Annotated in this window: 13 protein-coding genes; 8 read left to right on the forward strand and 5 right to left on the reverse strand. The window is 70.9% G+C overall.

What is annotated here, in order from left to right; all coding sequences use genetic code 11:
- The first annotated feature begins 8 nt into the window (after window positions 1-8).
- From ABZ464_RS12630 to ABZ464_RS12650, 5 genes are all read left to right on the forward strand, one after another.
- A complete protein-coding gene (locus ABZ464_RS12630; RefSeq protein ID WP_359274913.1) occupies window positions 9-773 on the forward strand; it encodes an IclR family transcriptional regulator in 765 nt (254 codons plus the stop codon).
- Window positions 774-1082: 309 nt separating this feature from the next.
- Complete coding sequence (locus ABZ464_RS12635; protein WP_359274915.1) at window positions 1083-1877, forward strand: MIP/aquaporin family protein; 795 nt, start codon at window positions 1083-1085, stop codon at window positions 1875-1877.
- Between the two features lie 102 nt (window positions 1878-1979).
- Complete coding sequence (gene glpK / locus ABZ464_RS12640; protein WP_359274917.1) at window positions 1980-3518, forward strand: glycerol kinase GlpK; 1539 nt, start codon at window positions 1980-1982, stop codon at window positions 3516-3518.
- Between the two features lie 44 nt (window positions 3519-3562).
- Entirely contained in the window at window positions 3563-5179 is a 1617-nt protein-coding gene (locus ABZ464_RS12645) for a glycerol-3-phosphate dehydrogenase/oxidase (RefSeq protein WP_359274920.1), read from the forward strand.
- Between the two features lie 104 nt (window positions 5180-5283).
- Complete coding sequence (locus ABZ464_RS12650) at window positions 5284-5823, forward strand: SMI1/KNR4 family protein (RefSeq protein ID WP_359274923.1); 540 nt, start codon at window positions 5284-5286, stop codon at window positions 5821-5823.
- Here ABZ464_RS12650 and mtnK read toward each other — a convergent pair.
- Genes mtnK through ABZ464_RS12670 form a run of 4 tightly spaced genes read right to left on the reverse strand, consistent with a single transcriptional unit; the run spans window position 5817 to window position 10735 of the window.
- Complete coding sequence (gene mtnK, locus ABZ464_RS12655; protein ID WP_359274926.1) at window positions 5817-7031, reverse strand: S-methyl-5-thioribose kinase; 1215 nt, start codon at window positions 7029-7031, stop codon at window positions 5817-5819. The genes ABZ464_RS12650 and mtnK overlap by 7 nt on opposite strands.
- 15 nt (window positions 7032-7046) lie before the next feature.
- Window positions 7047-8093: an ABC transporter permease gene (locus tag ABZ464_RS12660; RefSeq protein WP_359274929.1), complete on the reverse strand. Its 1047-nt coding sequence runs from the start codon at window positions 8091-8093 to the stop codon at window positions 7047-7049.
- A gap of 37 nt (window positions 8094-8130) precedes the next feature.
- Window positions 8131-9651: a sugar ABC transporter ATP-binding protein gene (locus tag ABZ464_RS12665; protein WP_359274932.1), complete on the reverse strand. Its 1521-nt coding sequence runs from the start codon at window positions 9649-9651 to the stop codon at window positions 8131-8133.
- Window positions 9638-10735: a substrate-binding domain-containing protein gene (locus ABZ464_RS12670; protein ID WP_359274936.1), complete on the reverse strand. Its 1098-nt coding sequence runs from the start codon at window positions 10733-10735 to the stop codon at window positions 9638-9640. Before ABZ464_RS12670 ends, ABZ464_RS12665 begins: the two co-directional genes overlap by 14 nt.
- A gap of 540 nt (window positions 10736-11275) precedes the next feature.
- Here ABZ464_RS12670 and ABZ464_RS12675 point away from each other — a divergent pair.
- The 3 genes from ABZ464_RS12675 to mtnB are packed head-to-tail and all read left to right on the forward strand — an operon-like array spanning window position 11276 to window position 13196.
- Window positions 11276-11875 carry a cupin gene (locus ABZ464_RS12675; RefSeq protein WP_359274939.1) on the forward strand — a complete coding sequence of 200 codons (600 nt, stop codon included), beginning with the start codon at window positions 11276-11278 and terminating at the stop codon, window positions 11873-11875.
- The gene (gene mtnC / locus ABZ464_RS12680) at window positions 11872-12591 is read left to right on the forward strand and encodes an acireductone synthase (RefSeq protein ID WP_359274941.1); all 720 of its coding nucleotides are present in this window, start codon (window positions 11872-11874) and stop codon (window positions 12589-12591) included. The genes ABZ464_RS12675 and mtnC overlap by 4 nt, the downstream gene beginning before the upstream one ends.
- Window positions 12588-13196, forward strand: a complete 609-nt coding sequence (mtnB, locus tag ABZ464_RS12685; RefSeq protein WP_359274944.1) for a methylthioribulose 1-phosphate dehydratase — start codon at window positions 12588-12590, stop codon at window positions 13194-13196. The genes mtnC and mtnB overlap by 4 nt, the downstream gene beginning before the upstream one ends.
- 56 nt (window positions 13197-13252) lie before the next feature.
- On the opposite strand, the gene mtnA is transcribed toward mtnB, so the two are convergent.
- The gene (gene mtnA, locus ABZ464_RS12690; protein WP_359274947.1) at window positions 13253-14284 is read right to left on the reverse strand and encodes an S-methyl-5-thioribose-1-phosphate isomerase; all 1032 of its coding nucleotides are present in this window, start codon (window positions 14282-14284) and stop codon (window positions 13253-13255) included.
- Between the last annotated feature and the right edge of the window lie 251 nt (window positions 14285-14535).

Raw genomic sequence — 14535 nt, forward strand, 5'->3', positions numbered from 1 at the left:
GAGGGCGGATGGCACGGAACATCCAGTCGGTCGAACGGGCGGCCGCGATGCTGCGGCTGCTCGCGGGCGGGGAGCGGCGGCTGGGCCTGTCCGACATCGCCTCGGCGCTGGGCCTGGCCAAGGGCACCGCCCACGGCATCCTGCGCACGCTCCAGCAGGAGGGGTTCGTCGAACAGGACGAACCCTCCGGGCGCTATCAGCTGGGCGCGGAGCTGCTCCGGCTGGGCACCACCTACCTGGACGTGCACGAGCTGCGGGCGCGGGCCCTGGTGTGGACGGACGACCTGGCGCGGTCCAGCGGCGAGAGCGTCCATCTGGGGGTCCTGCACCAGCAGGGCGTGCTGATCGTGCACCACGTCTTCCGGCCGGACGACAGCCGGCAGGTGCTGGAGATCGGGGCCATGCAGCCACTGCACTCCACGGCCCTGGGCAAGGTGCTGTCGGCGTACGACCCGGTGGCGCACAGTGAGGCCCTGGAGGCCGACCGCAAGCCCTTCACGGACCGCACGGTGTGCGACCTGGACGCCTTCGAGCACATCCTCGACGTCACGCGCGCGCGTGGCTACGCGGCGGACGTGGAGGAGACCTGGGAGGGTGTGGCCTCCCTCGCCGCGCCCATCCACGACCGGCGGCGCATGCCGGTCGGGGCGGTCGGCATCACGGGGGCCGTGGAGCGGCTGCGCCGGGACGGCGAGCTGCGCCCCGAGCTGATCGCGGCGGTACGGGACTGCGCCCGCGCGGTGTCGCGGGATCTGGGCGCCGGGCGCTTCTGAGCAGCGGGTTCGGGCCGGGATGCCGTAGGGCGTCCCGGCCTTCGTCATGCCCGCGGGCGCCCCGCGGACGACCCCCTGGAGCCCGGGGATCAGTAACGATCGCGTTTTCGAGAACCGAACCCTTGACGCACACGTGACCCCGGGGCAAGACTCCCGTCCATCGGTCGGCATTGTCGAACACCTACCGGCAATACGCGCTAGAGTGTGACAACGCCAAGGACCGGAATCGCTCTCACCCCCGAGGGCGCCAGACCCCCGGAGGGACCCGGGGAGAACGGCTTCCCTGGACGAAGGACAAAGGAGTCGCGGGTGTCCAGCTCCGACATCTTCATCGGCGAGACCATCGGTACCGCCATACTCATCCTGCTCGGCGGAGGCGTCTGCGCCGCCGTCACGCTGAAGGCCTCCAAGGCCCGCAACGCCGGCTGGCTCGCCATCACCTTCGGGTGGGGCTTCGCCGTGCTCACGGCCGTCTACACCTCGGCGCCGCTGTCCGGCGCCCATCTGAACCCGGCCGTGACGCTCGCGCTCGCGATCAAGGACGGCGACTGGAGCAACGTTCCGGTCTACTGGGCGGGCCAGCTGCTCGGCGCCGCGATCGGCGCGACCCTGGTGTGGGTCGCCTACTACGGCCAGTTCCAGGCGCACCTCACCGACAAGGAGATCGTCGGCGGTCCGGGTGCCCAGGCCACCACGGCCAAGGCGGTCGAGGCCCAGGAGAAGGGCGCGGGTCCGGTCCTCGGCATCTTCTCCACCGGCCCGGAGATCCGGGTGCCCTGGCAGAACCTCGCCACGGAGATCGTCGGCACGATCGTGCTGGTCCTCGCCGTCCTCACCCAGGGTCTGAACGACAAGGGCAACGGCCTCGGCACCCTCGGGGCCCTCATCACCTCGCTCGTGGTCGTCTCGATCGGTCTGTCCCTCGGCGGCCCGACCGGCTACGCGATCAACCCGGCCCGTGACCTCGGTCCGCGCATCGTGCACGCCCTCCTGCCCCTGCCCAACAAGGGTGGCTCCGACTGGGGCTACGCCTGGATCCCGGTGGTCGGTCCGCTGATCGGCGGCGCGATCGCTGCAGGCATCTACAACGTCGCCTTTGCTTAAGAGCACGAAGAGCACGCTGAGCATCACCTCGGCCTTCACCGCACTTAAACAGCACCGCGCCGTACAGACAGCCCCTTACCCACGGAACCCCAGGAGCACTCAGTGACCGACGCCCACACCGCCGGCCCCTTCATCGCCGCGATCGACCAGGGCACCACGTCCAGCCGCTGCATCGTCTTCGACAAGGACGGCCGTATCGTCTCGGTCGACCAGAAGGAGCACGAGCAGATCTTCCCCAAGCCGGGCTGGGTCGAGCACGACGCCAACGAGATCTGGACCAACGTCCAGGAGGTCGTCGCCGGAGCCATCCAGAAGGCCGGCATCACCCGCGACGACATCAAGGCCATCGGCATCACCAACCAGCGCGAGACCACCGTGCTGTGGGACAGGAACACCGGTGAGCCCGTCCACAACGCCATCGTCTGGCAGGACACCCGCACCGACGCCCTGTGCAAGGAACTCGGCCGCAACGTCGGCCAGGACCGCTTCCGCCGGGAGACCGGCCTGCCGCTGGCCTCGTACTTCGCCGGCCCCAAGGCCCGCTGGCTGCTCGACAACGTCGAGGGTCTGCGTGCGCGCGCCGAGGCGGGCGACATCCTCTTCGGCACCATGGACACCTGGGTCATCTGGAACCTGACGGGCGGTGTCGACGGCGGCAAGCACTACACCGACGTCACCAACGCCTCCCGCACCATGCTGATGAACCTCCACACCCTGGAGTGGGACGACAAGATCGCCGAGTCCATCGGCGTGCCGCTGGCGATGCTGCCCGAGATCCGCTCCTCCGCCGAGGTCTACGGCGAGGTCACCGGCGGCAAGCTGGGCGACCTGCTCGGCGGCATCCCGGTCGCCTCCGCGCTCGGCGACCAGCAGGCGGCCCTGTTCGGCCAGACCTGCTTCTCCGAGGGCGAGGCCAAGTCCACGTACGGCACCGGCACGTTCATGCTGATGAACACCGGTGAGAAGATCATCAACTCGTACTCCGGTCTGCTGACCACCGTCGGCTACCGCATCGGCGACGACAAGCCGGTCTATGCCCTCGAAGGCTCGATCGCCGTCACCGGTTCGCTGGTGCAGTGGATGCGCGACCAGATGGGCCTGATCTCCACCGCCGCCGAGATCGAGACGCTCGCGCTCTCGGTCGAGGACAACGGCGGCGCCTACTTCGTGCCGGCCTTCTCCGGTCTGTTCGCCCCGCACTGGCGCTCCGACGCCCGCGGTGTGATCGCCGGCCTCACCCGGTACGTCACCAAGGCGCACCTCGCGCGCGCCGTCCTGGAGGCCACCGCCTGGCAGACCCGTGAGATCACGGACGCCATGACCAAGGACTCGGGCGTCGAGCTCGCGGCCCTCAAGGTCGACGGCGGCATGACCTCCAACAACCTGCTGATGCAGACCCTCTCGGACTTCCTGGACGCCCCCGTGGTGCGCCCGATGGTCGCCGAGACCACCTGCCTCGGCGCCGCCTACGCCGCCGGCCTCGCCGTCGGCTTCTGGACCAGCACCGACGACCTGCGCGCCAACTGGCGCCGGGCCGCCGAGTGGACCCCCCGCATGGACGCGGAGACCCGCGACCGTGAGTACAAGACCTGGCTCAAGGCCGTCGAGCGGACCATGGGCTGGATCGAGGACGAGAGCTGACCCCGCCCCACGCGCACAGCTCTGATGAGGAGTAAGAACCCGACATGACCAGTCAGTCCACCCTGAGTTCCGTGCCTGCCCTGGGGACGCACCCGGCCTCCGGCTCCAACCCGAGCCGCGCCGAGACCCGGGAGCAGCTCTCCAAGGCGTCGTACGACCTTCTTGTCATCGGCGGCGGCATCCTGGGCATCTCCACCGCCTGGCACGCCGCGCAGTCCGGCCTCAGGGTGGCCCTGGTCGACGCCGGCGACTTCGCCGGCGCCACCTCCTCCGCCTCCTCCAAGCTGCTCCACGGCGGTCTGCGCTATCTGCAGACCGGCGCGGTGAAGCTGGTGGCGGAGAACCACTTCGAGCGCCGTGCGGTCTCCCGCCAGGTGGCCCCCCACCTGGCGAACCCGCTCACGTTCTACCTCCCCGTGTACAAGGGCGGGCCGCACGGCGCGGCGAAGCTCGGGGCGGGCGTGTTCGCCTACTCCGCCCTGTCGGCCTTCGGTGACGGCGTGGGGCATCTACTCTCGCCGGCCAAGGCCGCGCAGGACGTGCCCGAGCTGCGCACCGAGAACCTCAAGGCCGTGGCCGTGTACGGCGACGACCAGATGAACGACGCGCGCATGGCGCTGATGACGGTCCGCGCGGCCGTCGAGGCGGGCGCGGTCGTCCTCAACCACGCCGAGGTCACCGGGCTGCGCTTCACCCGGGGCCGGGTCACGGGCGCGGACCTGAAGGACCGCACCTCCGGGGACGAGTTCGGCGTCAACGCCCGGCTGGTGCTCAACGCGACCGGCCCCTGGGTCGACCACCTGCGCAAGATGGAGGACCCGAACGCGGCCCCCTCCATCCGGCTCTCCAAGGGCGCGCACCTGGTCCTGAAGCGGACCTCCCCGTGGAAGGCCGCGCTCGCGACCCCCATCGACAAGTACCGGATCACCTTCGCCCTCCCCTGGGAGGACATGCTCCTGCTGGGCACCACCGACGAGGAGTTCGAGGGCGACCCGGCGGACGTCGCGGTCAACGACAAGGACATCGCGCAGATCCTCGACGAGGCCGCGTTCTCCGTCCGCGACCAGCAGCTCTCCCGGGACAACATCACCTACGCCTTCGCGGGTCTGCGGGTGCTGCCGGGCGGACCCGGCGACACGGCGAAGGCCAAGCGTGAGACCGTGGTGACCGAGGGCAGGGGCGGCATGCTGTCCGTCGCGGGCGGCAAGTGGACCACCTTCCGCCACATCGGCCGTACGGTGATGCAGAAGCTGGAGGCGCTGCCGGGCCACCCGCTCGGCGACGACTTCGAGCCGATCTCCTCGCTGCCGAAGAAGCTGCCGCTGCCCGGTGTCGCCAACCCCCGCGCGGTCGCCCACCGGCTACTGGTGGACAACCCGGCGCCCGGCCCGCGCATGGCCGCCGACACCGCCAAGCACCTCGCCACCCACTACGGCTCGCTGGCCTTCGACATCGCCCGGCTGGCGAACGACAACCCCGAGCTGCGCGAGCGCGTCCACCCCGACGCCCCCGAGATCTGGGCGCAGGTCGTCTACGCCCGTGACCACGAGTGGGCCGAGACGGCGGACGACGTGCTGCGCCGCCGCACCACGCTGACGATCCGCGGCCTGGCCACGGACGAGGTGCGCGGGAAGGTGCAGGACCTGCTCGACAAGAAGTAGCGGGTACGAAGGGAAGGGGCGGCACCTCGCGAGGGAGCCGCCCCTTTCCCGTGCCCGGTCGTCCTCGCCGGCCCGTTGTCAGTGCCGGGTGCTTCCATGGACGTATGAACACCGAACAGGCGGATCCCGCCGAACTGGCGGCCCTGCGGGAGGCCTTCGCCGTGGACGACGGCGGCGCGTCGGCGCTCGGCTGGGAGGCCGTGCACGCCTTCGAGAAGGAGCACGGGGTCGTGCTGCCTGAGCCGTACCGGACGTTCGTGGCGGAGATATCCGACGGGTCGCACCAGGGGCCGCCGGAGTACGGGATGGTGGGGCTGGCCGAGGCCGCTCGGAAGCAGGATCTGGGCAGGCCCTTCCCGCTCACGCAGGGGTGGCTGTGGGAAGAGGAGGAAGGGCCGTACGACGATCCTGATGCCGTCATCGAGCAGGTCGCCCACCACGGTTCGCTCACACTGGGCACGGACGGCTGCGGGATGGACTGGCACCTGGTCGTCACGGGCCCCCACAGAGGCCATCTCTGGCTCGTCACCGGCGAGGGCGCCCTTCCGCACGGCGCCGAGTTCGGGCACACGACCGCCGGGCCCGGTTTCGCCGACTGGGTGAGGCACTGGTCCGAGGGCAACGACTGGTTCGACGCCTACTGAGGCTGGAGGGCTTCCACCAGCGCCCTCACCTCTTCGGGGTTCCTCAGTTCCGCCCGCCGCACGATCAGTTCACGGCCGAGGAGCAGGGCCCGCCGGGACGCCGGGACCGGGTCCGGCAGGGTGGTGAGGTCGGTGAGGTGGGCGAAGCCGATGACGCGGCGGACGATCTCCGTGCCGGCGAAGCCAACCGCGTCCGTCCATACGCGGCGCAGGAAGCGGTCCAGGTAGGCGTCGTCGAAGAAGGTGTCGACGCGGGTCGGCCACAGGCGGCGGAACTCCGTCTCGAACGCCTCCCAGGACAGCCGGAGCTGATCGGGGTGGTCGGACAGGGTGCCGAGCGCCCGCGCCCGCTCCTCCGAGACCAGGGCGTTGGCCCAGTACAGGCCGAGGTCGTAGCCGATCGGTCCGACGAAGGAGAACTCCGGGTCGAAGACACGGACCACGGGGGCGCCTTCGCGCACGCCGACCATGATGCTGCCGGTGTGCAGATCGCCGTGGAGGAGTGCCTGGGCGCCGGTCATGAAGGTGTGACGGAGGTCGGCGACCTCGGTGCGCAGCCGGGCGTCGGCGCGGAAGGCGGCGGCCAGGCCGTCGAGGCCCGGGTGCCAGTGGTTGTGCTCGTGCTCGATGTACGGCTCGGAGAGGACGACGTCCTCGGTGATCTTGCAGAGTTCCGGGTTGACGGAGACGGAGAGGAGGGCCTTGCGGTCGGCGGAGGGCAGGCCGAAGTCGCTGGTGGCGAAGGTGAGCTGGGCGACGAACTCACCGATGCGGGCGGAGGTGTGCGGGCCGTACGGGGCGCCCTCGTTGAGGGCGGTGCGCAGGACCTCCAGGTCGGATAGGTCCTCCATGACCAGGGCGTAGTGCTCGGGGTCGTAGCCGTGGATCGCGGGGATCTTGTCGGGGGCGACCTTGGCGACCTGCTCGTAGGCGCGGGCCTCGGCGTCGGCGCGGTCGGGGCTGAGTGGCCAGGAGGGGCCGGCGACCCGGACCCAGGGCAGGGCCTGCTTGAGGGCGAGGCTGCGGGTGCCGTCGGCGTTCGAGGCGAGGAAGACCCGGTTGATGTTGCCGTCGGACACCTCGCGGACCGAGATCTCCTCCCCGTCCGAGCCGTCGGAGCCGTCGGAGCCGGGTGTGCGCTGCGGCCAGTGGCCGCGCTCGCGCAGGTACGCCGGGATGTCGTCGGTCTCCAGGATGCGGTAGCCCATGGTCGGTGAACTCCCTTATGCGGTACGGCGCTTGGACAGGGTGAAGCTGAAGACCAGGGCGAGGATGAGGACCGCGCCCTCGACGACGTCCTGGGTGTAGTACGGCAGGCCCTTGATGGTGAGGCCGGTGGTGATGATGCCGATCAGGACGGCGCCGAGGGCGGTGCCCCACACGTTCGGGCGGCCCCGGCCGAGCACGGAGGTGCCGACCAGCGCGACCGCCACCGCTTCGAGGAGCTGGGAGGTGCCCGCCGACACATCGCCCTGGCCGATGCGGGAGGCGAGGATGAGGCCGCCGACGGAGGCGAGGACGCCGGAGACGACGTAGGCGAGGGCGCGGTAGGCGCCGACGCGGATGCCGGCCAGCCGGGAGGCCTCGGGGTTGGCGCCGATGGCGTACAGGATGCGGCCCCAGCGGGTGCGGGCGAGGAAGACCCAGGCGGCGACGGTGAGCGCGCCGAAGATCAGCACGGAGACCGGGACGCCGAGGACGGTGCCGCGGTCGATCTTCAGGAAGCCGTCGGTGAACTTCCCGGGGGCGGTGGAGCCGTCGTCCAGGGTCATGCCGGGGGTGATCGACTGGCCGTCGACCAGGATCAGTTTGCTGCCCTGGATGACGAACATGGTGCCGAGGGTGGCGAGCATGTCGGGGATCTTCAGGACGACGATGAGCAGCGCGTTGAGCAGTCCGGCGAGGGCGCCCGCGACCAGGACGGCGAGGATCGCGACCGTGCCGACCTGGTTGAAGACGACCATGGTCTGCGCGGCGACGGAGACTCCGAGGCCTGCGACGGCGCCGACGGACATGTCCATTCCGCCGACGGCCATGGTGAGGGTGACGCCGAGGCCGAGGATCGCGGCGACGGACACGTACCGCAGGGTGTCGAGGAGGGTCGCCGACTCGCGGAAGGAGCCCTCGGTCAGCGCGAAGTACAGGAAGAGCGCGACCGTGACGAAGATGAACCCGTACTTGATGACGGCGTTCTGGACGCGCAGGGCCGTGCCGGGGGCGGGCGGGGTCGCCGCCTTCACCGGGGCCTCGGTGCTCTGGGTGGTGGTCATGGGGTGCTTTCCCGGGACTTCGTGGGGCGGGCCGGCGTCAGACGGACGCCGAGATGGTCTGGATGACGCGATCGCGCTCGGCGTCCTCGCCGTGGGCGTCGAGGTGGATCTCGCCGGCCGCGAGGACGACGACCCGGTCGGCGATCTCGAGGACCTCGTCGACGTCGGCGGACAGGACGAGGACGGCGGCGCCCTCGGCGGCCAGCGTCCGGGCCCGGCGGCCGATGTCACGGCGGGCTCCGATGTCCACTCCCCGGAATGGTTCGTCCAGGATGAGGACGCGCGGGGTCTCGGCGAGCCAGCGGCCGACGACGACCTTCTGCTGGTTGCCGCCGGACAGTTCCTCGACGGTGCTGTGCTCGTCGCGGGCGACGACGCCGAGCGCGTCGATCGTGGCGCGGCCGAGGGAGTCCTCCTTGGACCGCTGCACCAGGCCCGCGCGGGAGAAGGACTTCAGGAACGGCAGGGAGATGTTCCGCGCGACCGACCAGCCGGGCACGAGGGCGTCGGCGTGCCGGTCCTCGGGGACGAGGTGGACGCCGGCGCGGATGGCGTCGGCGGGGCGGCGGGGGGCGTAGGCCGCGCCGGCCAGCTCGACCGTGCCGGTGATGAAGGGCTCGGCGCCGAACAGGCCGCGGGCCAGTTCCGTCTTGCCGGCGCCCAACAGGCCGACGACTCCGGTGACTTCGCCGGTGCGCAGATCGAGGTCGAGAGGTGAGCGGCCGGCGAGGAGGCGGACGCCCCGCAGGGACAGCACCACGTCTCCGTCGGCGCCCTCCCGGACGGGTCGGGCCGTGGTCGCCTCCTGGGCCTGCGCCAGCATCGCGCGCAGGGCGGCGTCCCAGTCGAACGGCCGGGCCTGGTCCTCGGTGAGGAGCCCGTCGCGCAGGACGACCAGCCGGTCGGCGAGCGCGTCGATCTCACCGAGCCGGTGGGAGACGTAGAGCACGGCGATGCCGTCCTCGCGCATCCTGCGGACGAGTGCGAACAGGCGCTCCGCCTCGGCGGCGGAGAGCGCGGAGGTCGGCTCGTCGAGGATGAGCAGCCGGGGCCGGGTGGCCAGGGCGCGCGCGAGGATCAGCAACTGCCGGTCGGAGATGCCGAGTTCGGTGACGTCCTGCTTGAGCACGGCGTCGCTCCAGTCCAGGCCGAGGCCTGCCTGGATCTCGCGGGCGCGGGCGAGGGTGGTGCGCCCGGCGAGGAAGGGGTTACCGCGTTTGCGGGCGAGTTCCTCGAAGACCAGGTTCTCGGCGACGGTGAGGCCGGGCACGATGCCCTCGCCGATCCGCTGGTGGACGGTCTGGATGCCCAACTGGCGGGCGGCGAGCGGGGAGTCGAGGGTCACCGGTGAGCCGTCGACCCGTACCTCTCCCCCGTGGCCGGTGTGCACGCCCGACAGGATCTTGATCAGGGTGGACTTGCCGGCGCCGTTCGCGCCGAGCAGCGCGACCACGCTGCCCGGGGCGATGTCCAGCGAGACCGAGGCGAGCACGGTCCTGCCGCCGAACGCCATGCTGACGTCGGTGAGCGCGACCGCCGGCGTCTCAGTGGGCGACATTCGAGATCCAGTCCGCGGTCGAGACCTGCGACAGGTTCAGCGCGGGCAGCGCCTCCCGCAGTTCGTCCATGTTGGCGATCTTCTTCTCGCGCAGGAAGTCCTGGGTGATGGCGACGGCCGGGAACTCCACGGAGGTCTTGTTCAGCTGTCCGGCCAGCTCGAGCGCGGTGGTGCGGACGACGGCCGCGCCGACCGCGGACGGGTCGGTCCCGGCCGTCGCGACCCACGGGCTGCCGGTCGCGGTCATCTGCTGGATGTCGGCGTTGGAGACGTCCGCGCCGAAGACCTTCACCTTGTCCTGGAGCTTCTTGTTCTGCACGGCGAGGACGGTGCCCTTGGCGAGCTCGTCGTACGGGGCGAACACACCGGCCACGTCGGAGTGCTGGGTGAGCGCGGCGGAGACCAGGGGAACGTTGTCGGTGGCCGTGGAGTCGGTGACCTTGCCGACCTTGAACTGCTGCTTCCAGCCCTCGGAGGTCACGGTGGACTTCCAGACGGTGTCGCGCTTGTCGAGGGCGGCGTAGCCGGCGACGTTGACATAGCCGACCTGGGCGTCCTTGCCGACCTCCTCGGCCATCACGTCGAGGACCGCCTTGGCCATGCTGGCGTCGTCCTGCTTGGTGGAGACGACACCCTTGGTGGCGGTCTCGACGTCGTAGACGACGACCTTGATGCCCTTCTTCACGGCCTTGTCGATCTCGGGCTGGATGGTCGCCGGGAAGCCGTGGTCGATGATGATCGCCTGAGCGCCGGAGTTGATCGCCGAGGACAGGTCGGTGGCCTGCTTGGCGTTGTCGGCCTGCGCGTCGTACACGGTGAGGTCGATGCCGAGGGCCTTGGCCTGGGCCTTGGCGCCGTTGCCCCACTGCTCGAAGTAGTCGCCGGCGCCGCTCTGCCGGACCAGGGCGACCTTGACCGCGCCCTCGCTGAACGGGGCGGGCTTCTTGCCGGTGGCGGCGGAGGCGGAGGCCGCGGTGTTGCCGGTGTTCTCGGAGGCGTCCGAGGACTGGGAGCAGCCGGACAGGACGAGGGCGGAGACGGAGGCCAGCGAGAGCGCGGCGAGGGGCAGACGGGTACGGGACATGACAGTGCTCCAGGGGCGGGGTGGTGCAGGGGGAAACGGAAACGGGTGCGCGCCCGGAGCGAGGAAGGCAGATGGGCCACCGCGAGGGGGATGGCGGGAAACGCCCGGCAGAGAGGGCGTGACAGAGCTCCGGGAGAGGTCAGCGACAGCTGGCCGTGGTCGACCGGAGCAGGTCCACGTACAGCCGCCGCACGAGCAGCAGCGTCTTCATACGGAGATCATGAGAACGTTTTCAGCCACCCGTCAAAGAGATGGACATCGAATCTCACCATCCGAGACAACGATTACGTCACAGGCGGCCTGTCCCTCGTCGGGAGTTACCATCGGCGGACCGGCACCCGTCCCGGCAAGTGAGGCCCCGATGACGACACCCTGCGCGAACGCGCTGCGCATGCCCGGCATGCGGCGCTGTCCCGGCGCACCGTGTCGCGGCTGAGCGACTCTCCACCGCCGCCGCCCTCCCCTCTCGCTTCCCCGAAAGATGCGTCCGATTCCGTCTCGGTATCCGGACACCCCTTCCAGAATCCTGGAGTTGCCCCCATGACGCTGCTGACGACCTGGTCCGAGTCCGGCCCGGAGACCCTGGTCCGCCGCACCTCCGACCCCGCCGAGATCGCCGAGGCCCTCAAGCCGCTGGGCGTGCGCTACGAGCAGTGGCCGATCCGTGAGGACGTCCCGTTCGACGCCGACAGCGAGACCGTGTTCGCCGCGTACGGCCCGGAGATCGAGAAGCTCAACGCCGAGGAGGGCTTCACCACTGTCGACGTCCTCGGCCTGCACCCGAGCGACGACCCGGAGTACCCGGTGAAGGCGAAGGCGGCCCGCGAGAAGTTCCTCCAGGAGCACACGCACGACGACGATGACGAGGTCCGCTTCTTCGTCTCCGGCTCCGGCATCTTCTATCTGCACGTGAACGGCGAGGTGCACGCGGTCTACTGCGAGAAGGGCGACCTGCTGGGCGTGCCGCGCGGCACCACCCACTGGTTCGACATGGGCACGAAGCCGTCCTTCACCGCGATCCGCTTCTTCCACGAGGAGGACGGCTGGATCGGCAACTTCACCGGTTCCCCCATCTCCGCCCGCTTCCCGGACTACGACACGATCGCCGCCGGGTACGCGGCCGACCAGGGCGCCGCGTGAGCCCGAGTCACACCGTGGACGCCGTGGTGCTCGACATCGAGGGCACCACGAGCGCCACGGGTTTCGTCGTCGACGTGCTCTACCCGTACTCGCGCGCCCGGTTCGCCGAACTGCTCACCGAGCGGTCCGCCGAGCCCGCGGTGGCGCGGGCGATCGCCCAGGTGCGGGAGCTGACCGGCGTACCGGACGCCGACGCGGCCACGATCGAGAAGGCGCTGAACGCCTGGCTGGACGAGGACCGCAAGGCGACCCCGCTGAAGACCCTTCAGGGCATCGTCTGGTCGGAGGGGTTCGCGCGCGGCGACCTCGTCTCGCACTTCTACGACGACGTCGTCCGGGCGCTGCGCGCCTGGCACACGGCGGGGCTGCGGCTGTACGTCTACTCGTCCGGCTCGGTGTCGGCGCAGCGGGCGTGGTTCACGCACAGCCCGCAGGGCGACCTCATGCCGCTCGTGTCGGGTCTGTACGACACCGAGAACGCGGGACCCAAGCAGGAGCCGGCGTCGTACCGCCGGATCGCGGAGGCGACCGGGACCGCCCCGGACCGTCTCCTGTTCCTCTCCGACCGGCCGGGCGAGCTGGACGCGGCCCGCGAGGCGGGCTGGCGCACCGTCGGGATCCGGCGGGCCGGGGAGCCGTACTACGAGCAGGGCGTCGGCGACCACGCGCAGGCGGGGACGTTCGACGAGATCACCGTTTCGAGGAGCACCACGTGACCGCCGACATCTCCGCACTCGACCTGGAAGAGGCCGGCGCGGTCCTCGCCGCCGAGTCCGCCCGGTTCGCCTCCTTCGGCTGGATGCGGGGCACCTCCGGGAACCTGTCCGTGGTGCTCTCCCGCGACCCGCTGCGGCTCGCGGTCACCGCGAGCGGCCACGACAAGGGCGAGCTGACGCCCGCCGACGTGGTGCTGGTGGACGGCCGGGGGGCGGCGGTGCGGGGCGGCAGGCCGTCCGCCGAGGCCGAGCTGCACGCGCGGGTCGCCGCGCTGACGGGGGCCGGGGCCGTGGTGCATGTGCACACGGTGGCGTCCGTGGCGCTGGGCCACCGTCATCCCGGCGGGATCGTCTTCAGGGACCTGGAGATGCTCAAGGGCGTCGGCCAGCCCGCCCACGACGTCGAGGTGACACTGCCGGTCATCGCCAACAGCCAGGACATGAAGGTGCTCGGGGACCGGCTGGAGGCCGCGCGTGAACCCCGGATGCCGGCGGTGGTCGTGGCCGGGCACGGGCTGTACGTGTGGGGGGAGAACCCGCGGCAGGCCCGCCATCACACCGAAGTCGTCGAGTGGCTGCTGGAGTTGGAACTCACCCGCCGCTGACACGAAGAAGGGATCTCCTGCCCGGAGATCCCTTCTTTCTGCGTCTGCTTCAGCGTCTACTTCAGCCGGTCGCCCGGGAGTTCACCCGCCGACACCTCCAGCACCCCCCGCTCGGTGACCAGCCCCGTCACCAACCGCCCGGGGGTCACGTCGAAGGCGGGGTTGTGCCCGCGCGAGGCGGCCGGAGCCGTGCGTACCCCGGCCCACTCCAGCACCTCGTCCTCGCCGCGGAGTTCGATGTGGATGGCGTCGCCGTCCGGGGTGGCGAGGTCCACCGTGGTCGTCGGCGCCGCCACCAGGAACGGGATGCCGGCGTCGGCGCAGGCGAGGGCCACGCCCACGGTGCCGACCTTGTTGGCGGTGTCGCCGTTGGCGGCTATGCGGTCGGCGCCGACGATCGCCGCGTCGACCTCGCCGCGCAGGATGGTGCCGGCGGCGGCCCCGTCGGCCTGGACGTAGTGCGGGATGCCCTCCTGGACCAGTTCCCAGGCGGTGAGGCGGGAGCCCTGGAGGAGGGGGCGGGTCTCGTCGGCGTGGACGACCTCGAGGCGGCCGCGTGCGTGGAGTTCGCGGATGACGCCGAGGGCGGTGCCCCAGCCGGCGGTCGCGAGGGCGCCGGTGTTGCAGTGGGTGAGGATGCGCAGCGGCCGGTCCTCGCCGACCCGCTTCAGCAGCCAGTCCGCGCCGAAGGCGCCCATCGCCCGGTTGGCCTCGACGTCCTCGCGCTGGACGGCGGCCGCCTCCGCGAGGACCGTGTCGAGGCCCTCGGCGAAGCGGGTCATGACCCGGTCGACGCACACCATGAGGTTCACGGCGGTGGGGCGCGCCTCGCGCACGCGCGCGACGGCGGCGCGCACCTCGGCCTCGGTCCAGCCCTCGCGCTCGCCCTGGAGGATCGCTATCGCGACGCCGTACGCACCGGCCGCGCCGATGGCAGGGGCGCCGCGCACGACGAGCCGCTGGATCGCGTCCACCAATGTGTCCACATCGCGGACATCCACGGTCTCGTTCCGGTGCGGCAGCAGCGTCTGGTCGATGAGCGAAAGGCTGTTTCCGGTCCAGGCGACAGCACGCAGTTCCTGGGGCATATCGGGACACTCCTGATGATCCGGTGGTGTCCGCCACCGTACATGACCTGGGAGAACCATAGTTCGAGACAGTCGCGCACCTGTCTGGAAACGGGTGTTACAGTCCAGCACCCAGTCCGCAGACCGAGACGAAGGAGGAAATCCGTGATGCTGACCCAGCGCCGTTTCCTCGACTTCGGCCGGTGTGCCGGCGACGGCTGTCGACGCTGACCTCTCTCCCAGCGCCCCGTCACCTCTCTCAGGCTCCCTCT

Origin of the sequence: Streptomyces sp. NPDC005820 (assembly GCF_040630255.1) — a bacterium.
Lineage (GTDB): Bacteria > Actinomycetota > Actinomycetes > Streptomycetales > Streptomycetaceae > Streptomyces.